Origin of the sequence: Acidovorax sp. Root275 (assembly GCF_001428965.1) — a bacterium.
Classification (GTDB): domain Bacteria; phylum Pseudomonadota; class Gammaproteobacteria; order Burkholderiales; family Burkholderiaceae_C; genus Acidovorax; species Acidovorax radicis.
On the sequence record NZ_LMJH01000010.1, the window covers coordinates 681322 to 702533 of the forward strand.

Here is a 21212-nt window from a genome sequence, read left to right on the forward strand (position 1 = left end):
CACATGTCTACCCCCTCCCATCCACGCACCGTTCTGGTCACAGGCGCCGCCAAGCGCCTGGGCCGCAGCATTGCGCTGGCCCTGGCAGCGGGCGGCTGGCAGGTGGCGGTGCACTATCGCTCATCGCAGCAGGATGCTATCGATACCGTAGCTGCTTGCGCACGACTGAAAAGCGCCAGCGCCCATTTTGATGCTGATTTTGACGACGAAGCTGCCGTGCGTGGCCTGTTGCCCCGCGTGGTGGCGCACTTTGGCCGTGTGGATGCGGTGGTCAACAGCGCTTCGCTGTTTGAGCACGACAACGCCGCCACCTTTGGTTTTGCCGCTCTCGAAAAGCACCTGCGCAGCAACACCGCCGCCCCCGTGCTGCTGGCCCAGGCCCTGCACCAGCATGTGGCCGACCGCGTGGCCCAGGGCGATGCCGATGCGCAGGGCGCCGTGGTCAACCTGCTGGACCAGAAGCTCTGGAACCAGAACCCCGATTTTGTGAGCTACACGCTCTCCAAGGCCGCGCTCGAAGCCGCTGGCACCATGCTGGCCCTGGCCCTGGCGCCGCGGGTGCGCGTGGTGGGCGTGGCGCCGGGCCTCACGCTGACCAGCCACATGCTCAGCGACGACAAGTTTGCCCAGCTGCACGCCCTCTCCCCGCTGGGCCGCTCGTCCACCGCCGAGGATGTGGCCGCCACCGTGAAGTTTGCGCTGGAAAATCGGTCCATCACCGGCACCACCCTGCTGGTGGATGGCGGCCAGCACCTGATGAAGTTTGACCGCGATTTCTCGTTGATGTGAGCGCACGCACACACGTTCACTCAATCCAGGACCTATTCATGACCACCGCTGCAGGCACCCAGATCCTCACGCTCACCGGTTTGCGCTTTGACGCCAACCTGGGCATCCTCGACCACGAAAAAACCGCGCCGCAGCCCATTCAGGTCGATGCCGAACTGAGCCTGGGCGTGCAGCCGCTGGCCCCGCGCGACGACGACATCGGCCATGTGCTGGACTACCGGCGTGTGCGCCAGATCATCATTGACGAATGCACCGCCGAGCATGTGAACCTCCTGGAGAGCCTGATCGGCAAGCTGGCCAACCGCCTGATGCAGCTGCCCGGCGTGCTGGGCGTGCGGGTGAAGATTGCCAAACTCGAAATTTTTGACGACTGCGAAGTGGCCATTCGCATCGAGACAGGACAGTGGTGACCCTATGAGCGCAGTATTGAACGAAGCCCCCACCTCGGCACAGTCTGTCGGATGGACTGAAGAGCCCCTTGATGCGACGAGCGGCGCCGCCCGCATGAAGATCGAGCGCGAAACCCACAAGCTCGAAAAACGCCTGTGCCGCGAGGTCGGCAAGGCCATCGTCGACTTCAACATGATTGAAGAAGGCGACAAGGTCATGGTGTGCATGTCGGGCGGCAAGGACAGCTATGCGTTGCTCGACATCCTGCTCAAGCTCAAGGCCCGCGCGCCCATCCACTTCGATCTGGTGGCGGTGAACCTGGACCAGAAGCAACCCGGTTTCCCCGAGCATGTGCTGCCCGAATACCTGGCCAGCACCGGTGTGCCCTTCCACATCGAGAACGAGGACACCTACAGCATCGTCAAGAAGCTGATCCCTGAAGGCAAGACCACCTGCAGCCTGTGCAGCCGCCTGCGCCGGGGCATTCTGTACCGCGTGGCCGACGAGCTGGGCTGCACCAAGATCGCGCTGGGCCACCACCGCGACGACATCCTGCAGACCTTGCTGCTCAACATGTTCTTTGGCGGCAAGATGAAGAGCATGCCACCCAAACTGGTGAGCGACGACGGCAAGCATGTGGTGATCCGCCCGCTGGCCTACGTGGCCGAGAAGGACACCACCCGCTGGGCTGCACACCGCAACTTCCCCATCATTCCCTGCAACCTGTGTGGCAGCCAGGAGAACCTGCAGCGCAAGCAGGTGGGCGAGATGCTGCGCGAGTGGGAAAAGCGCTTCCCGGGCCGCGTGGAGAACATGTTCAACGCGCTGCAGAACGTGGTGCCCTCACACCTGCTGGACGGCAGCCTGTACGACTTCAAGAACGCCAAGGCCACGGGCATCGCCAGCGAAGACGGCGACAAGGCGTTTGACAAGGAAGAGTTCGTGGCGCCTTCGCCATCGCTGCCGGGCGTACAGGTGGTGCAGCTGTCGTGAACCCTGACGGGCTTCGGCACTCTCACAGAGATCTCTTTTTCTGGAGCCTCTGACCATGACGCAACGCCGATGGATTCCCGTCCTTTTGTTGGGCCTTGCCGCAGCCCTGCTCGCGGGCTGCAGCACCACGCGCCTGGTGGACGGCCAGGTGCAAAGCTTCTCGACACTGACTGCCGTCCCCGCGCCAGCCACCTACCGCATAGAACGCCTGCCATCGCAGCAGACCCCCTCGTTTGACGCCATCGCCACGCTGGCAGAACAGTCGCTGGCGCGCGCCAGCCTGCAGCGCGACGATGCCGCGCCCCGCCTGCTGGTGCAACTGGGCGTCCAGGCCGATGCCGTGCCACGCTATGACCCCTTCCGGCCATACGGCGCATACGGCCCGGGCCCCTGGGGCTTTGGCGGCTGGGCGGGCCGGGGCTGGGGCGTGCATGGAATGTGGCGTTTTGGCGAGCCCACGCCCCTGCACCGCCGCGCTGTCAGCATCGTGATGCGCGACGCCAGCACCCAGGCCGTGGTCTACGAAACCTCTGCCGTACACGAGGATGTGTGGGTGAGCGACCCGGCCGTCTACGGCGTGCTGTTCGACGCCGCGCTCAATGGCTTCCCGAAGCCGCCCCAGGGGCCCCGGCAAGTGCGCCTGCCGCTGGTGCATGCCGCTCCCTGACATCGCCCCACTCCCCTTTTCATCACCTGCATGCACGCCACCCGCATCGTTGCCATCCGCCACGGCGAAACCGCCTGGAACGTGGACACCCGCATCCAGGGCCACCTGGACATCCCGCTCAACAACACCGGCCTGTGGCAGGCCAATCAGGTAGCACAGGCCCTGGCGGGTGAGCCGATTGCCGCCATCTACACCAGCGACCTGCAGCGCGCGCACGCCACAGCCCAGGCCGTGGCCCGCACCACGGGCGCGCCTTTGGTGACCGATCCCGGCCTTCGCGAACGTAGTTTTGGCCACTTTCAGGGCCGCACGTTTGCCGAGATCGAGGCCGAGCTGCCCGAAGACGCGCTGCGCTGGCGCAAGCGCGATCCGCACTACACACCCGAAGGTGGCGAGTCGCTCGTCGCGCTGCGCGAGCGCATCGAACGCACCGTGACCGTCCTGGCGCAGCTGCATGTGGGCGAGCAGGTGGTGATGGTGGCGCACGGCGGCGTGCTCGATGTGTTGTACCGCCTGGCCACGCGCCAGGACATCCAGGCGCCGCGCACCTGGCAACTGTCCAACGCCGCCATCAACCGTCTGCTGTGGACACCCGACGGCCTGACCCTGGTCGGCTGGGCTGACACCCAGCACCTTGACAACAACGCCCTCCGCGATGAAACCCATTCCTGAAGCACTCCAGGCCTGCATCGGCCAACGTGTGGACCTGATCGACACCCCGGCCCTCGTGGTGGACCTGGACGCCATGGACCGCAACATCCAGCGCATGGCCGAATTTGCGCGCAAACACCAGGTACGCTGGCGCCCCCACGCCAAACTGCACAAGAGCGCCGAACTCGCGCTGCTGCAGCAGCGCTCTGGCGCCCAGGGCGTGTGTGTGCAGAAGGTCTCCGAGGCAGAGGCACTGGCGGCCGGCGGGGTGGATGACATCACCATCACCAACCAGGTCATCGCCATGCCCAAGCTGCACCGCGTGGCCCGGCTGGCTGCCCAGCTCGCGGCGCGGGGCGGGCGCCTGGGCGTGGCCGTGGACCACGCGGAGGGCATCGAGCGTCTGGCCGAGGCGATGGCGCAAACCGGCAGCGATGCCGGCATCGATGTGCTGGTGGAGATCGACGTGGGCCAGGGCCGCTGCGGCGTGCCTCCCGGCGAGGCCGCAGTGCCACTGGCGCAGGCCGTGGCGCGCAGCCCCCGCCTGCGGTTTGCGGGGATCCAGGCCTACCATGGCCGCGCGCAGCACATGGCCAGCACCGTGGGCCGCAAGGAAGCCATCGCGCAGGTCGTGCGTGCGGCCAGCCACACGCGGCAGCTGATCGAGGCGGCGGGGGTGCCCGTGCCGCTGATCACAGGCTCGGGCACCGGCACGCTGGTGCACGAGGCCGCCAGCGGCATCTTTGGCGAGTTGCAGGCAGGCTCGTTTTTGTTCATGGACGCGGATTACGCACGCAACGAACGCGAACCGGCGCAACCTGCCTTTGAACACGCGCTGTTCGTCAAGACCCAAGTGGTGTCGGTGCGCGAGAGCCATGCCGTGTGCGACGCGGGCCACAAAAGCCACGCCATCGACTCCGGCCTGCCCACCGTGGCCCTGCTGCCGGCTGACCGCGCCCTGCGCTTTGCCAACGGCGGCGACGAACACGGCCTGATCTACGCCGACGGCCCCAAGGCCCGCCTGCCCACCCTGGGCCGCATGCTTTGGCTCATTCCCGGCCACTGCGACCCCACGGTGAACCTGCACGACTTCCTCATCGGAGTGCGCGGGGGGCTGGCCCTGGGCACGGTGGAGCGCATCATCAGGGTTGATGCCAGAGGCGCGCTGACCTGATCGGGGCAAGAATCGGCGAACTCTTTGTCTCGCCGCCATGAGCCCCAGCCAGATCATCGTCCTTGCCACGCCCGTCTTCTTCGTCCTGATCGCCATCGAGCTGGCGGTCGGCTACCGGCGTCGGCGCAACACCTACCGCCTGGCCGACGCGGTCAGCAGCATCAGCCTGGGGATGCTGAGCCAGACGAGCGCGGTGTTCACGCGGCTGTTGCGCATCGGTATCTACACCGCGTTGTTCGAACACGTGGCACTGTGGCGCAGCGATGCGTTCTGGACCAGCCTGCCGGGTTGGCTGCTGGCGCTGGTGTTCTACGACTTTTGCTACTACTGGCTGCACCGCATGGGGCACGAGTCGGCGGTGCTGTGGGCGGCGCATGCGGTGCACCACCAGAGCCAGGACTACAACCTGTCCACCGCGCTGCGCCAGACCAGCTCGGGCGCGCTGCTGGGCTGGGTGTTCTACGTGCCCATGGCGCTGGCGGGCGTGCCGCCGCTGGTGTTTGCGGTGGTCGCCCTGGTCGACCTGCTCTACCAGTTCTGGGTGCACACCGAGCAGGTGGGCAAGCTCGGCTGGTTCGACCGCTGGTTCTGCAGCCCCAGCAACCACCGCGCGCACCATGCCGTGAACGACGCGTATCTGGACAAGAACTACGGCGGCATCCTCATCGTGTGGGACCGGATGTTCGGCACCTTCAAGGAAGAAGACGACCAGGACCGCTGCGTGTACGGCACGCGCGGCCTGCTCAACAGCTGGGACCCGCTGTGGGCCAACGCCCAGGTGTACGCGGGCCTGGCGCACGACAGCTGGCATGCGCGCAGCTGGGCCGACAAGCTCCGGGTGTGGATCAAGCCCCCGGGCTGGCGGCCGGCCGATGTGGCAGAGCGCTTTCCGAAACCCGCATTCAGCATGGCGCAGATGGTGCCCTACCACCCTCCGATGTCGCGCGCGGTGCAGTGGTTTGCGGTGGTGCAGTTCGCGCTGATGCTCGCGGGCGTGGCGGCCTTCTTGTGGCGGGCTGACAGCGCGCCGCTGGCCGAGAACGCCATCTGGTTTGCCACGCTGCTGGTCGCGCAGTGGGCGCTGGGCGCGGTGATGCAGGGGCGCATCGGCATGCTGATGGCGCTGGTGCTGCAAAGCGGCGCGCTGGCCACGGCCACCAGTGCGCTGGGATTCGTGCAGTGGCACTGGGTATTCAAGCCGCTCACCATGGTGATTGCTATTGTTTTGGTAGCTTCTACCGCTTACCAGTTGCGCGGCAGAGTCCGATTTGATTCAAAAACCTGGGGGCTGCTGGGCGCCGCACTGGCGGGGTCGCTGGCGGGCGATGTGTTCTTGATGGTCGAGGGCTTTTTCATCCCGGGGCTCGTGAGTTTCTTGATCGCCCACTTGTTCTACGTGGCGCTGTTCAAGACCGGGCAGCGGTGGTTTCCACACCGCTGGGCGCTCGCGGCCACGCTGGGCGTGGGCGTGGCGATGTATGCCTTCTTGTGGACGGGCGGGCTACCGGCCGCGCTGCGGGCGCCGGTGGCAGCCTATGTGCTGGTGATCGCGCTGATGGCCGCGCAGGCCATCGGGCGGGCCAGCGTGCTGTGCGATGGGGGTGCGGTGCTGGTGGCGGTGGGGGCGGCGTTCTTCATGCTCAGCGATTCGCTGCTGGCCACCCACCGCTTCGTGTCGCCGCTGCCGTGGTCGCAGGTGTGGGTGCTGGGCACTTACTACGCGGCGCAGGCCTGCATCGTGGCGGGGGTGTTGAAGGCGGCAACGGCGCCTGACGGCCTGCCAGTCGTTGCGCCTGTTCCTGCCGTGGCTAATGCGACCACGTGCGGGCCAGCGCTGCAGACGGGACATACGCCGCACCCGCAATGAACAGAACGCCCGCCAGGGTGAACGAGCCGGCGCTCAGCAGCCACAGTAGCGTGTCGGCGTTGTACCAGCCGGGCCGCGCCTGCAGCAGGGCGACCAGGGCTGGTTCCTGCACCGCGATCAAGCCCCGCCCTGCGGTGTAGTGGTACACGGCGCCGCCCAGGGCCCAGAACCCGGTCAGCACGCACGCCAGGCCATAGAACGCATACCCGGTGCGCCAGCGCTTGGTGCTGCCCGCCGTACACCACACGCCCAGACAGCCCGCCAGCACCGCAGCGGCCACCGACAAACCCTGAATCCGGTCGCTGGCCACCGGCAGCAGCCAGTGCCAGGCCCAGGGCAAGGGCGTCAGCAGCCATTCCGATGGGGCCGCCAGCCCCGGCCAGCGCTGTGGGGGCAGGTCCATGGAGAAGCGCGGTCGGTCCACCATGGCCAGCACGAATGTCACGGGTATCAGCACGGCGAACAGGATGTAAGCGCTGCCTCGCCACGTCAGCAGGCGGCTCGACCACTCCCCAGCCGCACCGCTCGGCCTGCGGCTGTCGACGACATGCGATGCCAGGCCGACCGCCAGCGCAGCCTCGGCGATCGCGCCGCACACGGCCACGCGGCCGCGCAGGTCGGCAAATCCTTCCAGCACGAAGACCGAGAGTTGGCCGTATACGAACGCGCCCAGCGCGTGCAGCGCCACCGTGCCGGCCAGCAAGGCCCACATGCAGGACCTCAAAAAGCTTTGCTCGGGAGCGATATCCGACCCGCTGGCACTGACCCAGCCCCGCGCGGCGCGCGCCCGGGCTTCGGCCCGAAGCTGGCGGCGGCGGTCATTCTTTTTGTCTGGCTTGCGCGGTGGTGCCATGGCTCTAGTGTGCGGCCTAGACGGCTGCGGCAAGGATTGGCTAAAGCGAGAGGGTGAGCGAGGGAGACGGGGGCAACAACCGGCGCCGCTCAGGCTCCGAACAGCCCGGGCGCACCCGCGCTGGGCGGCGCCACCCCCAGGTGCCGGAACGCCGCCAGCGTGGCGATGCGCCCGCGCGGCGTGCGCTGCAAAAATCCCTGCTGGATGAGGTAGGGCTCAATCACGTCCTCGATGGTGCCGGCCTCTTCGCCAATGCTGGCGGCGATGTTGTCCAGCCCCACGGGGCCGCCGTCAAAGCGGTGGATCACGGCTTCGAGCAGCTTGCGGTCCATCACGTCAAAGCCCTGCGGGTCCACGTCCAGCATGGCGAGCGCCTTGTCGGCGATGGTTTTGGTGATGCGGCCGTCTCCCTTGACCTCGGCATAGTCGCGCACGCGGCGCAGCAGCCGGTTGGCAATGCGCGGCGTGCCGCGCGAACGGCGGGCGATCTCGAAGCCACCTTCATCGTCCATGGGTGCGTTGAGCAAACCGGCGCTTCGCTTGACGATGCGCGCCAGCTCTTCGGAAGTGTAGAACTCCAGCCGCGCCACGATGCCGAAGCGGTCGCGCAGCGGGTTGGTGAGCATGCCCGCGCGCGTGGTGGCACCCACCAGAGTAAAGGGCTGCAGGTCGAGCTTGATGCTGCGCGCAGCCGGCCCTTCGCCAATCATGATGTCGATCTGGTAGTCCTCCAGCGCGGGGTAGAGGATTTCCTCGACCACGGGCGAGAGGCGGTGGATTTCGTCGATGAAAAGAACGTCGTTCTTCTCCAGGTTGGTGAGCAGCGCCGCCAGGTCCTTGGGCTTTTCGAGCACAGGGCCGCTGGTCTGGCGCAGGTTCACACCCAGCTCAGCCGCAATGATGTGGCTGAGCGTCGTCTTGCCCAGGCCTGGCGGACCGAACAGCAGCACATGGTCCAACGCTTCGCCCCGTTTGCGCGCCGCGCCGATAAATATCTCCAGCTGCTCGCGCGCCTTCACCTGGCCCACGTACTCCTGCAGCAGTTTGGGGCGCAGGGCACGCTCGATCGCCTCCTCTTGGGGCGACGCGGGCACGGCGGAGATGACGCGTTTGGCGGGGGCGGGGGCGAAGTCGTCGGTCTGGATGGTCATGCAGCCCCGTTATTTGTCCGCCCAGACATAAAAGCCAATGCCTTGCTCAAGATACTGCTGGCCCAGGTTGGCATTGATGTAGCTGCGCTCTGCCGCACTGGTTGTATAGAAGTAGGTTCCCGTATTGCGATTGAGGTAGCGGTAGACGGGCATGGCTCCATTGCCCGGCACCGCCTGCCCCCACCATGCCGTACCTTCCAGGGCCACGGATGGGAACGTCTGGCGCATCGCATCGCGCTCCACTGGGTTGGCCGTATAGAGATGCATCTTGCGTGCCAAATCCACCAGTCGGTACACCGGGAACAGGTTAGAGCCCTCAATGGGGTACGCGTAGAAGATCGCGCCTTCATAGACGAAGTTCGATGCAAACTGATTGATCAGGAGGTCCCGCTCACCCACGTTGCTGGTGTAGAAGTGCTCCAGCCCTGCCATGTTGTAAAAGCGATAGACAGGCACCCGGCCCGTGGGGCCGGAGGGCGGCGTGGCGGACGACAACCAGTTCTTGAGTGCTGCGTTGAAAGCCACATCAAAGCGGCCATAGAAATCGGGGGATGCAATCGCCGAGCAGCTGGAGCTGCCGCCGTAGAGCGTACCGATCACGTATGCACCGTCCTTGAACAGCGCGGAGCCACTGCTGCCGCCTTCGGTGGTGCCCTCGCTCCAGCTCACGCGGTAAAAATTGCCCGACGAACCGCTGCACTGAAACTCGGTGCCACTGGTGGCCGTGCAGGAAGTCAGACTCGTCAACGAGCCCAGGCTCACCTTGAGCAAATCGCCCCGGGGATGGTGCAGGCCCACCACCGACGAGCTCAGTGCCTGGGTGCCGGCATCCCACCCGGCAAAGACAGCGCCCGTTGGAGGCGTGTCGTTGAGCCGCAGGAAGGATGTGTCCGTACCCGCCGAAGCGTAGAGCAGCGCAGCGCCATTGACGCGTTTGGTGGTCGTGCTCGACAGGGTGCGGCTGTTGCACACAGGGGCGCGGTAGAACCAGTCGGTCTGCAGCGAGGAGGCTTCGGCCTGCTTGGAAATGCAATGGTTGGCCGTCAGAAAATACGGTGTGCCCGACGACTGGCTGTCATTGAGCAGTGTGCCGGTGCAAAGAAAGGAGTTGGCTCCGGACGTGAAGATCATGCGGGCCACGGCATTGCGCTGGTTCGCGTAGGCTTCGTAGCAGCTGGCGTCCAAGTGGCAGGATGCCGATTCGTTGATCTTGGTGGAAAGCTCTTCCTCGGTGGGAATAGACAGGTTCTCGAAGATGTGCGAGACGCGCGGCACCGAAAGGTCTACCGTCCCGGGGTTAGCACCCGCAGGCAGCTCCAGCTCCAGCGTGGCCTCGTTCGACCCCACGTCTGGCGTCCACCAGGTCTGACCGTCCAGGGTGGTGTCGCCAGCCTGTGCATTGCGCTGAATGCGCTGCAGCACTTCCTGGCCGGAAATCTGGAACACCGTGGTCGTATCCGCCTGGCTGTAGACACGCAGCACGGCCCCCGGGGGCAGCGCGCGGGCCACCACGCCCAGGCGCAACCCATGCGCCCCTTCGGCAGAAAAACTGATGGCAGCCACCTGGCCGCCGCTGAGGGTCGGCTTCCACTGCAACTGTTGCAGTGTCTGCTCCACAGTACGTGTGGCCGCCACATCGCGCGCCATCCCCACCTGGCGTGGCCCAATGCCACCGCCAAGCGATGCGGTCTTGGACTCTTCCAAGGCACCCAGACTCACCTTCGAAGGCGTGGGCGCCGCGACGAGCGCGCTGCGGGACTTGACGTTCGACACGCCCTGGTCCACGCTGGCGGGCTGCACCCAGCCATCCACCATCAGCACAGAGGCGGCTTTCTGCGCGCTTCCTTCTGTCCCGCCTCCGCCGCACCCCGCCAGCAAAGCAATCGCCGCACTCCAGGCGACACCCATGCGCAACATCACTCTAAATTTCATTTCTTTCCCCCACTCCGGTCAAAACCGCCATTGAACACGAAAACAACTGCCGCAACAAACCCGCGTACGCCTTACTTGGCCAACGCCTTCAGTGCCAATTTGATGCCATCGCTCACGCCCACCTCTGGGGGCAAGGCCTTGAGGGCCGCAGCGGCCTCCTTGTCGTTGTAGCCCAAAGCCAACAGTGCCTGCAGAATGTCGGCCTGCGCATCGCTGGCGGCGGGGCCGTGGGCAGCGCCCATGTCTGCGCCCAGCTTGCCCTTGAGTTCCAGCAACAGCCGCTCAGCCGTTTTCTTGCCGATGCCCGGCACCTTGACCAGGCGGCCCGCCTCCTGCAGCGTGATGGCCTGTGCCAGATCGGCCACCCCCATGCCCGACAGGATGGACAGCGCCGTGCGCGGGCCCACACCCGATATCTTGATCAGCTCGCGGAATGCCTGGCGCTCGGGCGCCGTGGCAAAGCCATACAGCAGCTGCGCGTCCTCCCGCACAATGAACTGGGTGAGCAGGCTCACCCGCTCGCCCACGGCGGGCAGGTTGTAGAACGTGCTCATGGGCACATTCACCTCATAGCCCACGCCATGGCAGTCCAGCAGCACCTCGGGGGGATTCTTCTCCAGCAGGGTGCCGGTCAATTTGCCTATCATTGATGTCCTTTGCCGCGCACTGCGGCGATCCAACGGGAATTATCCGCGTGATCCTGCGCCACACCTTCACCCCCCACAACAACACCCGGCTCACCCACCTGTGCGGCCCGGCCGACGCACACCTGCGCACCATCGAAGTGGCCCTGCAGGTGAGCATTGCGCACCGGCATGAGCAGTTCAAAGTGGACGGCCCCAAAGCCAAGGCGACCCAGGCCATGGAGTTGCTACAAGCGTTGTACGAGATGGCCGAGCGCCCCGTCACGGAAGACTACCTGCAGCTCATGCTGGCGGGCGACACCGCGCTGGTGGAGGCGCCCGAGGGCACCATCGTGCTCAACACCCGCCGGGCCGACCTGCGGGGCCGCACACCCACGCAGAACCTGTACCTGGAAAACATCGCCAGCCACGACATCACCTTCGGCATCGGCCCTGCCGGCACCGGCAAGACCTATCTCGCCGTGGCCTGTGCCGTGGATGCCCTGGAGCGCAGCGCCGTGCAGCGCATCGTGCTGACCCGCCCGGCAGTCGAGGCGGGCGAACGCCTGGGTTTCCTGCCCGGCGACCTGGCGCAGAAGGTGGACCCGTATTTGCGCCCGCTGTACGACGCGTTGTACGAGCTGATGGGCTACGACAAGGTGCAGAAGGCCTTCGAGCGCAATGCCCTGGAAATCGCACCGCTGGCGTTCATGCGCGGGCGCACGCTGAACAATGCCTTCGTGATCCTGGACGAGGCGCAAAACACCACGCCCGAGCAGATGAAGATGTTCCTCACCCGCATCGGCTTTGGCGCCAAGGCGGTCGTCACAGGGGATGTGAGCCAGATCGACCTGCCCAAGGGGTCGATGAGCGGCCTGATCGATGCCGAGCGGGTGCTCAAGCGGGTCAAAGGCATCTCCGTGACCCGCTTCACCACGGCTGACGTAGTGCGCCACCCGCTGGTCGCGCGCATTGTGGATGCCTACGACGCGCCGCGCCGCGCCCCGGCTTCTCGCAGTCGGGACTAAAACTATCATTTTTATAGCTATCAGCACTTATCCATCAAGCGCCGGCGGCAAAAAAAGCCAAAATGTCTTTGAACCAACTCTCCCTGTCGCTGCAGTTCGGCACGTTTGACGGTGCGGCCGCGCACCGCGCCGTGCTGCCGCGCCACAAGGTCACCCGCTGGATTCGCCACGCGCTGGCCACCGATGCCGAGATCACCGTACGCATCGTGGGCACCGAAGAAGGCCAGCAGCTCAACCGCGAGTACCGCAAGAAGGACTACGCCACCAACGTGCTCACCTTCGACTACACGCAGGAACCCGTGGTGACCGCCGACCTGGTGCTGTGCGCCCCCGTGATTGAGCGCGAGGCGAAGGAGCAGAACAAAAGCCTGGAAGAGCACTACGCCCACATGCTGGTCCATGGCACGCTGCATGCGCAGGGCTGGGACCACGAGACCAGTGAAGAAGATGCGCAGGCAATGGAGTCGTACGAAACCGACATCCTGCAGGAGTTGGGCTTTGCCGACCCTTACGCGACCTCCTGAACGCCATCCCGACTGCCGAGGGCAGTGGCGCAGTTTTTACTATTTGGTACAAAGTGCTCGCATCTGCCGGGGCTCGGCGTTGTCTTGATAAGCGACGATTGACTCCTCCAGTGCGCGTCTCGCAGACCTGTTGGCACTCCCGCCGCGCGCCCTGCCTGTCTTACCCCTTGCCTTCAGGAGTCTTCTCTGTGACCAATTTCCAGCGACACCCTGCGCCCGTGGCAAATTCGGGCCTGCCATGCTTGTATCGCGCATTGCTGCTGGCGGCGCCACTAGTTGTGGCGGCCTGCGGGGGCGGCAGTGGCGAATCGGAGCCCGCCGGACGCCCGGCCCCTTCCGGCTTCAGCGTGGCGAGCTACGGCCCCAAGACCTACAACTTGGGCTGGACCGTCACCCCCGGTGCGATGCGCTACGAACTGTTCGAGGACCCTGATGGCGCGGGAGGCCCCCAACCCGAATCGCTATTCGGCGTCGGCGCCGCCAACAACGTTACCAGCTTCCCTGTACAGATTCAGGTGCCGCTGCACGAGCGGGTGAATGCCAGCTACCGGCTGCGCGCCTGCGACGCAAGTGGCTGCGGCCCGTTCACTGCTGCGGTAACACCCGACCTCACCCAGGCCATAGGGCGCTTCGAGCTTGCTGGCGGCGATCCGACCAAGCGATTTGGAGCCTACGAAAACGCAATGGCCCTGTCGGCCGACGGTTTAACGCTGGCCGTAGGTTCCCCCCGCGAGGGCAGTTCGGGTGACCTGGCAGGGGCGGGCGCGGTGTACATCTTCAGCCGCAGCATGCCAGGGGTTGGCATGCCAACCCCTGCCTGGGGTCTGCGGGCGCGACTGGAAGGCAGCAGTCCGGCCGCAAAGATGGCCTTTGGCGCCAGCCTCGCACTGTCGGCCAACGGTCGCACGCTGGCAGTGGGTGCACCAGAGGAAAGAAGCAATGCACGCGGCATCAACGGCGATGCGGCCAACCGCGACGCGTATGGCGCGGGGGCTGCGTATATCTTCATGGACAACGGCAGCACCTGGAGCCAGCAGGCCTACATCAAAGCCCGGAACACGCCTGCGAAAGTCGAGACCTGCAGCCGCCTGGACATCACGGGCACGGCTGTATTTCCATGCACCCCCCAGCACTTCGGCTTCAGCGTAGCGCTGTCGGCCGACGGGAACCTGCTGGCGGTGGGAGCGCCTGAAGAAGGCGCTAACTTCACCCCGGGGTCTGCCGCCGTGTTGGGTGGGCTCTCCTTCACCGGCGAAACCATTTTTGGGGGCGGCGTGGGAGCCGTTCACACCTTTGCCCGCAACAGCGGCGGCTGGGCCGAGCAGGCGCACCTGCCAGGCAGCAGCGCCGACCCGACCATGGCCCGCTTCGGGGCGGTTGTAGCCCTGTCCAGCGACGGAACCGTGCTTGCGGCGAACACCGACAAGGACGTCTCCGTCCTGACACATCTCAGCGGTGCCTGGAGTGCACCAACACAGGTGTGGCGCGTTCCCGCCGCCGGTGCGCTGACGGGTTCGCACAATCCCTTTGCAATGTCCAGAGACGGAGGCACACTGGCTGTCTTGGACCGATCTGCAGGTACTGACGTTCAGCTGCGAACGTTCACACGCACGGGGGACGCCTGGACGCAGCAGCCCGCACTGCCGGTCAAGGCTGCCGACGGGTTCTTTACAAACAGTGTCATGTTGTCGCTTTCTGCGGACGGCCGCATGCTCGCCGTGGGCAACCTCGACGATGCTAGCAACGCCTCTGGCATCAATGGCAACCCCAACAACCAGGCCTTATATTCAGCCGGAGCCGTCAATGTCTACCGCCGCGACGGCACCACCTGGGCGCACAGGGCCTACCTCAAGGCCCCCCAGCCGCGCGCACTCGCGCGCTTCGGCGCTGGCGTAGCGCTTTCCGGTGATGCCAGCACCTTGGCCGTAGGCACCAGCAGCGCTACGGATGGCGTAACACCCGCTGCGCCCAATGCAGCCTATCTGTACTGATTGCGCTGGCGGTAGCCCTCTCACATTGACCAGCCCCGGTACCTGACAGAAGCCAGGGAAGGCAAAAGTGTTGCACCCGCGCCGTCGCCAATGGCGGCGGCGCCACCACCTACTATCGGTGGATGTTCGACACCCCTTTGCTGCTCACCGCTGCCTTCGTCGCCGGCGCCCTCAATGCCGTCGCCGGAGGCGGCAGCTTTCTGACTTTGCCCGCATTGGTATTCACCGGCGTGCCCCCCGTGGTGGCCAATGCCACAGGCACAGTGGCACTGCTTCCTGGCTACATGGCAGGTGCATGGGGCTTCCGCGAGGACACCGCCCCACCACCAGGCCTGTCAATGCGGCTGCTGGTGGTGTTGTCGCTCATCGGCGGCGCGGCGGGTGCGGCGCTGTTGCTGGTCACGCCCGACGCCACCTTCCGCCGCGTGGTGCCCTGGCTGCTGCTGGCGGCCACGGCGCTGTTTGCCTTCGGGCCACAGTTGCGCAAGGCCATGGCGGGTGGCCATCCGTCAACCACCAAAGCGACCGTAGGCGTGCTGGCCGTGGCGGCCTATGGCGGCTACTTCAACGGCGGGCTGGGCATCCTGCTGCTGGCGCTGTTCGGCCTGCTGGGGCAGACCAACCTCCACGCCATGAATGGCCTGAAGAACTGGGTGTCGGCCCTGCTCACCGCCATTGCCGTGGCGATCTACGCTGCTGGCGGCGTGGTGCTGTGGCAGCAGGCGCTGATGATGATGGTGGCAGCAACCGCTGGCGGCTACGGCGGCGCGCGGGTGGCGCGGCGCATTCCGGCGCAGTGGCTGCGCTGGGGGATTGTGGCCACGGGGCTGGTAATGGCGGGGCTGTTTTTCCTGCGCGGCTGAGGAACTACACGGCGGCACGCTGCAACAACGGCGAGCGTGGCAAGAAGCGAAAAGCGGTGGAAGCGGCGGCCAGCATGCAGGCGATGCCGATCATGACAGCTTGATAAGGCTCATGTCCATGGCGCTGCGCCCACGCGGCCAGCAGGCCGGTGAGCCACTGCATCAGCGCCACGCCCAGGAACATCGACATGGTGTACAGCGACAGCGCACGCCCCGTCATTTCAGCGGGATACGAGGAGCGCACGTCCGCATACTGCAACACGCCATATCCAGACAGCAGCCCCATGAGGAAGATGAGCGCCACATTGGCGGTGGCATGGTGCAGAAAGGCCATCAGCAAGAACAGACTACCCATGAGCAGCGAGAAGTTGGTGATCCAACGCCGCCGCCGGGCAGGCCCCGGATCAATGCGACCGAACGCTGCAGGCACGAACAGCGCGATCAACGACAGCACCAGGGCAACGTTGCCGCTTTCGATGAGCGAAAACCCGTAGCGCCCCATCAGCAAAGGTCCCAGCCACAAACCCCGCAAAGTCAGGAAGGCCGCGTAGCAGGACATGCCCAGGACCAGGATGCCCCAGGTGTGCGGCACCTTGAACAAGCTGCCGAATCGGCCCGCCGCCTGCGCCCATGACTCGCGGGGGCGCTCCGATGCAAGCGTCAATGTGGGCTCATGCACACGCAGAAAAATCAGCAGCCACGACAGCAGCGAAAGCACCGCCAGCACCGCAAAGCCCGTGCGCCAGCCCCAATGCTGAACCATCCAGGCCAGCGGGGTGCCGGTAAAGAGAAGCCCCAACCCGCCCACGCCCATGCCCACACCCGAGAAAAACGCAAAGCGCTGCGCGGGAAAGTGGCGCGAGATGAAAACGGTGCAGGCCAGGAACGCGGGAGAACAGCCCACACCGATCAGCAGTTGCCCCAACATCAGCCAGCCGTAGCTGGGCGCCATGGCCGACATTGCTGCCCCCAGCACCGCCAGAGGGAAAGCCACCAGCACAGTACGGCGCAGGCCATACAGGTCCATACCGATACCCATGAGGAGTTGGGCCACGCCGAAGGAGAGGCCAAACAAAGCTGCGAACGCGCCCAAAGAGTCCGGTGAAATGCCAAAGCTTGCCTGCAGGCCCGTGGCGATGATGCTGGTCACAGTGCGGTAAGCCTGGCTCAGCGCAAAGGCCGACAGCAGACACAGGTACATGGCCCACAAGGTGCGCGGAGGCGGCAGAGGCCCGACAGACGGGTGAGTGGTGGATTCAGTCACGGCTGGGCAGGCAGATGGCTCAGAAGATAGGAAAAGCGGTTGCCCGAGCCTACAGACATTGCGCAGGACGCACCGGCTGCGCCCCGAACACGCACCCTTTCACGAGGGGTATGTGCGCTGCAGGAATGCAGCAGGTGGCCAGTCTCATGCCACAGCGGCGGGTGCCATGCGCAACGGAATGGTGATCGGCCCGTCGTTGATCAGGTGCACCTGCATCTCGGCGGCGAACCGGCCCGTCTGCACGATGGGATGCGCGGCGCGGGCACGCTCCACCAAGTAGTCAAACAACCGCCGCCCCTCTTCAGGCGCAGCGGCCTGTGTGAAGCTCGGGCGGTTACCGCCCGTGGTATCTGCCGCCAGAGTGAACTGGCTGACCAGCAGCAGGCCGCCCGCCACGTCCTGCACGCTTTTGTTCATCTTGCCCGCCTCGTCCGAAAAGATGCGCAGCTTAAGAAGCTTGGCCAGCAGCTTGTCGGCCTCGACCTCGGTATCGCCGCGCTCGGCACACACCAGCACCAGCAGGCCCATGCCAATGGCGCCCACGGTCTGCCCTTCCACGTCGACTCGCGCTTCGCGCACACGTTGCAAGACACTGATCACTTCATTTCATCCTTCGGGTCGTCAAAATGCGCTTCCACATCGATGGGCAGCAGCTCGATGGTGGCACGCAAGCCGGGCACGGCCGTCATCAGCGCGCGCTCGACCTGGCCGCGCAGTTCGGCGGCGTGGCCCAGGGTCCAGTGGGCGGGCATGTGCAGGTGCATGTCTACAAACTGGCGCTGGCCAGCACGGCGGGTGGAGACATGGTCAAACCGCACGGCGCCGGGCGGTTGCGCCAATACGAACTGCTGCAGCGTGGCGTCGATGGTGGCTTGCACCTCGGGTTCCACCGCCGAGTCCATGAGGCCCTGGGACGAGCGCCAGACCAGCTCCAGGCCCTCTTTCAGGATATTGAGCGCCACAGCGATCGCCGCCAGGGCATCGAGCCACAGCCATCCCGTGACGGCTGCACCGGCAATGCCTACCAGCACGCCTGCCGAGGTCCACACGTCGGTCACGAGATGGCGGGCATCGGCCTCCAGCGCGATGGAGCGGTGCTCGCGCGCCGAGCGGAACATGAGCCATGCAAAAAAACCATTGAGCGCCGAGCTGAGCACCGACAGGGCCAGACCCCAACCCACCTGCTCGATGGGCTGCGGGTCCATCAGCCGATGGCCCGCCGCCCACAAGATGCCCGCCGACACCCCCACGATGAGGATGCCCTCGAACCCCGAAGAAAAATATTCGGCCTTGTGGTGGCCGTAGGGGTGGTCGTCATCCGCAGGCCTTGCGGCCACCGTCACCATCGCCAACGCAAACATGGCACTGGCAAGATTCACAAACGACTCCATGGCGTCGGACAACAACCCCACCGAGCCGGTAACCACCCAGGCCAGCGTCTTGAGCGCGATGGTGACCACCGCCACCGCAATCGACGCCCACAGCAAGTTGCGAGGTGTGAGCCAGTGGTGTGACTTGGTGGGGGAAGGAGCCATTGGAAGTATTTGAAGAGCGCAAGGAACCGGATTGAGAATTACACCAGAGCCGTCTTAAGAACTGCTTTAACCGTTGGCACCACAAGCTCTCCAAAACATCCCCATGCCAGAATCCGCGCATGACCCCGGCATGGCGCCGCAGCCTTCTTTCGCACCGCACCCTGCACCTCCCTAGCCTGTTGCTGTGGGTCGTGGTCGCCTGTGCGGGGGCCAGTTGGCTGACGGTGGCCCGATTGCAGCAATTGCAGGCAGCGTTCGAGACTGACGCCCGCATCGTGCACCGGCTTCTGAGCCAGCGGGTGGTGCAGCACGACGCCATCATGGCCACGCTGGCGCTGCTGCAGCCTGCCGCAGCAGCAGGTGACAACAGCACATCACCCTTGCCTCGCCTGACCTCGGTGTACCCCCAGATCCTGGCGGTGCTGCAGCGCACGGCGCAACGCGACTGGCCCGACGCGCTGCAGGCGGAGCTGGCTACGGCAGAAGCAACCTCGCGCCGCACCGGCCATGCCGCCATGGCGGGGCTGAACCTGGCTGCGGGCCGCTACTACCTGGTGCTGGCAGGCGTGCCCGCCAGCTATGCGCTGTACATCGACCTGCGCACCACCACTCCGGCCGACGAGTGGCCCATGGACATCACCACCAGCCCCGTGCGCGTGACACTGGAGCGTGGTGGCGATGCCTTTGTTGTGCAGCCGGGCCGGGGAGACCTGGGCAGCGGCATCCGCACCTACGACTTCCACAAACTGCTGGCCGCGCCCAGCCAGCCGCTGGACGTGGTGGCCCGCCGCAGCGTGGGCCCGCCTGAGCTGCCCTGGTGGGGCATGCTCGGCTGGTGCCTGCTGACGGCAGCCCTGTGGGCGGCAGGCCGCGCCCTGTGGCGCCAGCGCGTGGCCCGCCAGCGCGCAGAAGAACTGCTGCGCCTGGGCCAGGTGGCGCGGCTGAACACGCTGGGCGAACTGGCAGCGGGCATGGCGCACGAGCTGAACCAGCCCCTGACCGCCCTGCTGTCCAGCACCCAGGCCGCCCAGCGCCTGCTGGCCGATGACCCGCCCGATCTCGACACCGCCCAGACCGCCATGGCCCGTGCCGTGGAGCAAGCGCGCCGCGCCTCCACCGTGGTGGGCCGCCTGCGCCGCCTGGTGGAACGCCCTGATCTGGCGGGCCAGGCCCAGCCACTGGCCCTGCCTGCGGCAGTGCACGACGCGCTGCACCTGCTGGAGCCCGAGCTGACCCAACGCGGTGTGGTGCCCAACATAGCCATTGCCACCGACCTGCCCACCGCGCTGGCCGAGCCCGTGGCCCTGCAGCAGATCGTCCACAACCTGCTGATGAATGCACTGCAGGCGCTGGAGCAGGTGCCGCCCGCCGAACGCCAGCTGCACATCACCATGGTGCGCGCGGATGCCGGGCACGTGACCCTGTCGGTGCGCGACCACGGCCCTGGGATACCGCCCGAGGCACGCCAGCACCTGTTCGAACCTTTCTACACCACGCGCACCGGTGGACTGGGGCTGGGCCTGACACTGTGCGAAAGCCTGGCGCAGGCCATGGGTGCGCAGTTGACCTTGGCACCTGAAGCACCTGTGCCCACCCAAGCCCAACGGGGCGCCGAGTTTGTGCTGACCTTGCCCACAGCGCCGCCCACCAATGACCGATAGCGCCCCCTCCCTCTCGCCCCTGATCCACCTGGTGGACGACGACGCCGCCGTGCGCGACGGCCTGGGCCTGCTCATCAGCACCGTGGGCCTGCGCGTGCAGACCTGGGCCGACCCGCAATCGTTCATGGCGGGGTTTGACCGCGCGAGCATTGGAGCCATCGTGCTCGACGTGCGCATGCCCGGTATCAGCGGCCTCACGGTGCTGGAGCAGTTGCTGGCGCAGGGCGTGGACCAGCCGATGATTTTGCTGACCGGCCACGGCACGGTGGAGATGTGCCGCCGCGCGTTCAAAGCCGGGGCGGCGGAGTTTCTGGAAAAACCTGTGGACGACGAAGTGCTCATCGAAGCCCTGCAGAACGCGGTGCGCCAGCATGTGCGATCCCGCGAGCGCCACCAGGCCGACCAGCAGGCGCGCGAGCGCTTTGCGCAACTGTCGGCCCGCGAACGCGAAGTGCTGGGCCTGATCGTCGAGGGCCTGACCAACAAGGAAATCGGCCGGGCGCTGGAGCTTTCGCCCCGCACGGTAGAAACCCACCGCGCCAACCTGTTTGGCAAGCTGGGGGCGGAGTCGCTGGCACAGCTCATCCGGCGCTATGCGGCGCTGGTGGATGCGTCCTGACCCCACCAGCACTGCGTAGTTCTACGGAGGGGTGAACGTAGCGGCACGAATAGCCGGAAACGGCGGCAATTTCTACAGTTCTCCCACGGCGCCACAACGGGTGGCGCCGACACACAAACACCGGAGAACACCATGCAAAACCGCCTCACCACCGTAGCCGCCCTCACCCTGTCCCTGATCGCCACCGCCGCAGCCCATGCCGAAGGCGTGCGCACCGAAAAGAACATGTCGCTGGACCTGGCCACACAGATCGCCGCCCAGACCGTCGCCACCTGCAGCGCCAACGGCTACAACGTGACCGCTACCGTGGTGGACCGTGCAGGCACCGTGCGCGCCGTGCAGCGCGCCGACAACGCAGGCCCCCACACGCTGGAAGCCAGCCGTTTGAAGGCCTACACCTCGGCATCTGCCAAGAACACCACGCTGGCCATCATGGAAGGTTCGCAGAAGAACCCCGCAGCCGCCAACCTGGGCCAGATCCCCGGCTACCTGCTGCTGGGTGGCGGCGTGCCGGTGAAGGCGGGCAACGAAGTGATTGGCGCCGTGGGCGTGGGCGGCGCACCCGGTGGACACCTGGACGAGCAATGTGCCGTGGCGGGTATCGCCAAGGTGCAGGATCTGCTGAAGTAATTTCCTA

Annotated in this window: 21 protein-coding genes; 14 read left to right on the forward strand and 7 right to left on the reverse strand. The window is 65.9% G+C overall.

What is annotated here, in order from left to right:
- Positions 1-3 precede the first annotated feature (3 nt).
- From ASE52_RS22475 to ASE52_RS22505, 7 genes are read left to right on the forward strand one after another with little or no spacing between them, the layout of a single operon-like run.
- Complete coding sequence (locus ASE52_RS22475) at positions 4-789, forward strand: SDR family oxidoreductase (RefSeq protein ID WP_057229336.1); 786 nt, start codon at positions 4-6, stop codon at positions 787-789.
- 38 nt (positions 790-827) lie between these two features.
- On the forward strand, positions 828-1199 hold the full coding sequence (locus ASE52_RS22480; RefSeq protein WP_057229338.1) for a dihydroneopterin aldolase: 372 nt from the start codon (positions 828-830) through the stop codon (positions 1197-1199).
- 4 nt (positions 1200-1203) lie between these two features.
- On the forward strand, positions 1204-2172 hold the full coding sequence (gene ttcA / locus ASE52_RS22485) for a tRNA 2-thiocytidine(32) synthetase TtcA (RefSeq protein WP_198928151.1): 969 nt from the start codon (positions 1204-1206) through the stop codon (positions 2170-2172).
- Between the two features lie 55 nt (positions 2173-2227).
- Entirely contained in the window at positions 2228-2839 is a 612-nt protein-coding gene (locus ASE52_RS22490; RefSeq protein WP_057229342.1) for a DUF4136 domain-containing protein, read from the forward strand.
- 30 nt (positions 2840-2869) lie between these two features.
- Positions 2870-3511 (forward strand): histidine phosphatase family protein, encoded by a 642-nt coding sequence (locus ASE52_RS22495; RefSeq protein WP_057229344.1) that lies wholly within the window; start codon positions 2870-2872, stop codon positions 3509-3511.
- Positions 3495-4664: a DSD1 family PLP-dependent enzyme gene (locus ASE52_RS22500; protein ID WP_057229346.1), complete on the forward strand. Its 1170-nt coding sequence runs from the start codon at positions 3495-3497 to the stop codon at positions 4662-4664. The genes ASE52_RS22495 and ASE52_RS22500 overlap by 17 nt, the downstream gene beginning before the upstream one ends.
- A gap of 37 nt (positions 4665-4701) precedes the next feature.
- A complete protein-coding gene (locus tag ASE52_RS22505; RefSeq protein WP_057229348.1) occupies positions 4702-6531 on the forward strand; it encodes a lysoplasmalogenase family protein in 1830 nt (609 codons plus the stop codon).
- On the opposite strand, the gene ASE52_RS22510 is transcribed toward ASE52_RS22505, so the two are convergent.
- The 4 genes from ASE52_RS22510 to ruvA all read right to left on the reverse strand — a co-directional run bounded on the left by ASE52_RS22510 (position 6473) and on the right by ruvA (position 11114).
- Complete coding sequence (locus ASE52_RS22510) at positions 6473-7384, reverse strand: hypothetical protein (RefSeq protein WP_140426316.1); 912 nt, start codon at positions 7382-7384, stop codon at positions 6473-6475. The two genes, ASE52_RS22505 and ASE52_RS22510, sit on opposite strands and share 59 nt — an antisense overlap.
- A gap of 89 nt (positions 7385-7473) precedes the next feature.
- The gene (gene ruvB / locus ASE52_RS22515; protein ID WP_057229351.1) at positions 7474-8535 is read right to left on the reverse strand and encodes a Holliday junction branch migration DNA helicase RuvB; all 1062 of its coding nucleotides are present in this window, start codon (positions 8533-8535) and stop codon (positions 7474-7476) included.
- A gap of 9 nt (positions 8536-8544) precedes the next feature.
- Positions 8545-10467: a trypsin-like peptidase domain-containing protein gene (locus ASE52_RS22520; protein WP_057229352.1), complete on the reverse strand. Its 1923-nt coding sequence runs from the start codon at positions 10465-10467 to the stop codon at positions 8545-8547.
- 71 nt (positions 10468-10538) lie between these two features.
- On the reverse strand, positions 10539-11114 hold the full coding sequence (gene ruvA, locus ASE52_RS22525) for a Holliday junction branch migration protein RuvA (protein WP_057229355.1): 576 nt from the start codon (positions 11112-11114) through the stop codon (positions 10539-10541).
- Between the two features lie 47 nt (positions 11115-11161).
- Between ruvA and ASE52_RS22530 the strand changes: the two genes are divergently transcribed.
- The 4 genes from ASE52_RS22530 (at position 11162) to ASE52_RS22545 (ending at position 15496) form a co-directional block, all read left to right on the forward strand.
- On the forward strand, positions 11162-12118 hold the full coding sequence (locus ASE52_RS22530; RefSeq protein WP_057229704.1) for a PhoH family protein: 957 nt from the start codon (positions 11162-11164) through the stop codon (positions 12116-12118).
- Between the two features lie 62 nt (positions 12119-12180).
- Positions 12181-12642, forward strand: coding sequence for an rRNA maturation RNase YbeY (gene ybeY, locus ASE52_RS22535; protein ID WP_057229357.1), 462 nt, complete (start codon positions 12181-12183; stop codon positions 12640-12642).
- Positions 12643-12830: 188 nt separating this feature from the next.
- Entirely contained in the window at positions 12831-14633 is a 1803-nt protein-coding gene (locus ASE52_RS22540) for a hypothetical protein (protein WP_140426317.1), read from the forward strand.
- 122 nt (positions 14634-14755) lie between these two features.
- Positions 14756-15496, forward strand: coding sequence for a sulfite exporter TauE/SafE family protein (locus ASE52_RS22545; protein ID WP_057229361.1), 741 nt, complete (start codon positions 14756-14758; stop codon positions 15494-15496).
- A 4-nt stretch (positions 15497-15500) separates the two neighbouring features.
- Here the strand turns inward: ASE52_RS22545 and ASE52_RS22550 are convergent, their stop codons facing one another.
- The 3 genes from ASE52_RS22550 to ASE52_RS22560 all read right to left on the reverse strand — a co-directional run bounded on the left by ASE52_RS22550 (position 15501) and on the right by ASE52_RS22560 (position 18295).
- Entirely contained in the window at positions 15501-16760 is a 1260-nt protein-coding gene (locus ASE52_RS22550; protein ID WP_057229363.1) for an MFS transporter, read from the reverse strand.
- A 144-nt stretch (positions 16761-16904) separates the two neighbouring features.
- Positions 16905-17360, reverse strand: coding sequence for a D-aminoacyl-tRNA deacylase (dtd, locus tag ASE52_RS22555; RefSeq protein ID WP_057229365.1), 456 nt, complete (start codon positions 17358-17360; stop codon positions 16905-16907).
- Entirely contained in the window at positions 17357-18295 is a 939-nt protein-coding gene (locus ASE52_RS22560) for a cation diffusion facilitator family transporter (protein ID WP_057229367.1), read from the reverse strand. The genes dtd and ASE52_RS22560 overlap by 4 nt, the downstream gene beginning before the upstream one ends.
- 119 nt (positions 18296-18414) lie before the next feature.
- Between ASE52_RS22560 and ASE52_RS22565 the strand changes: the two genes are divergently transcribed.
- The 3 genes from ASE52_RS22565 (at position 18415) to ASE52_RS22575 (ending at position 21205) form a co-directional block, all read left to right on the forward strand.
- On the forward strand, positions 18415-19956 hold the full coding sequence (locus ASE52_RS22565; RefSeq protein WP_057229369.1) for an ATP-binding protein: 1542 nt from the start codon (positions 18415-18417) through the stop codon (positions 19954-19956).
- The gene (locus ASE52_RS22570; RefSeq protein ID WP_010462777.1) at positions 19946-20575 is read left to right on the forward strand and encodes a response regulator; all 630 of its coding nucleotides are present in this window, start codon (positions 19946-19948) and stop codon (positions 20573-20575) included. The genes ASE52_RS22565 and ASE52_RS22570 overlap by 11 nt, the downstream gene beginning before the upstream one ends.
- A gap of 132 nt (positions 20576-20707) precedes the next feature.
- Positions 20708-21205, forward strand: a complete 498-nt coding sequence (locus ASE52_RS22575) for a heme-binding protein (RefSeq protein ID WP_010462779.1) — start codon at positions 20708-20710, stop codon at positions 21203-21205.
- Positions 21206-21212 lie beyond the last annotated feature (7 nt).

Bases quoted from the DNA above. Each gene is read 5' to 3' on its own strand.
- ASE52_RS22520 (WP_057229352.1), bottom strand. From the start codon at position 10,467: ATGAAATTTAGAGTGATGTTGCGCATGGGTGTCGCCTGGAGTGCGGCG.
- ASE52_RS22480 (WP_057229338.1), top strand. From the start codon at position 828: ATGACCACCGCTGCAGGCACCCAGATCCTCACGCTCACCGGTTTGCGC.
- ASE52_RS22500 (WP_057229346.1), top strand. From the start codon at position 3,495: ATGAAACCCATTCCTGAAGCACTCCAGGCCTGCATCGGCCAACGTGTG.
- ASE52_RS22505 (WP_057229348.1), top strand. From the start codon at position 4,702: ATGAGCCCCAGCCAGATCATCGTCCTTGCCACGCCCGTCTTCTTCGTC.
- ASE52_RS22560 (WP_057229367.1), bottom strand. From the start codon at position 18,295: ATGGCTCCTTCCCCCACCAAGTCACACCACTGGCTCACACCTCGCAAC.
- ASE52_RS22510 (WP_140426316.1), bottom strand. From the start codon at position 7,384: ATGGCACCACCGCGCAAGCCAGACAAAAAGAATGACCGCCGCCGCCAG.
- ttcA (WP_198928151.1), top strand. From the start codon at position 1,204: ATGAGCGCAGTATTGAACGAAGCCCCCACCTCGGCACAGTCTGTCGGA.
- ruvB (WP_057229351.1), bottom strand. From the start codon at position 8,535: ATGACCATCCAGACCGACGACTTCGCCCCCGCCCCCGCCAAACGCGTC.
- ASE52_RS22565 (WP_057229369.1), top strand. From the start codon at position 18,415: ATGACCCCGGCATGGCGCCGCAGCCTTCTTTCGCACCGCACCCTGCAC.
- ASE52_RS22570 (WP_010462777.1), top strand. From the start codon at position 19,946: ATGACCGATAGCGCCCCCTCCCTCTCGCCCCTGATCCACCTGGTGGAC.
- ASE52_RS22575 (WP_010462779.1), top strand. From the start codon at position 20,708: ATGCAAAACCGCCTCACCACCGTAGCCGCCCTCACCCTGTCCCTGATC.
- ASE52_RS22490 (WP_057229342.1), top strand. From the start codon at position 2,228: ATGACGCAACGCCGATGGATTCCCGTCCTTTTGTTGGGCCTTGCCGCA.
- ASE52_RS22495 (WP_057229344.1), top strand. From the start codon at position 2,870: ATGCACGCCACCCGCATCGTTGCCATCCGCCACGGCGAAACCGCCTGG.
- ruvA (WP_057229355.1), bottom strand. From the start codon at position 11,114: ATGATAGGCAAATTGACCGGCACCCTGCTGGAGAAGAATCCCCCCGAG.
- ybeY (WP_057229357.1), top strand. From the start codon at position 12,181: ATGTCTTTGAACCAACTCTCCCTGTCGCTGCAGTTCGGCACGTTTGAC.
- ASE52_RS22545 (WP_057229361.1), top strand. From the start codon at position 14,756: ATGTTCGACACCCCTTTGCTGCTCACCGCTGCCTTCGTCGCCGGCGCC.
- ASE52_RS22475 (WP_057229336.1), top strand. From the start codon at position 4: ATGTCTACCCCCTCCCATCCACGCACCGTTCTGGTCACAGGCGCCGCC.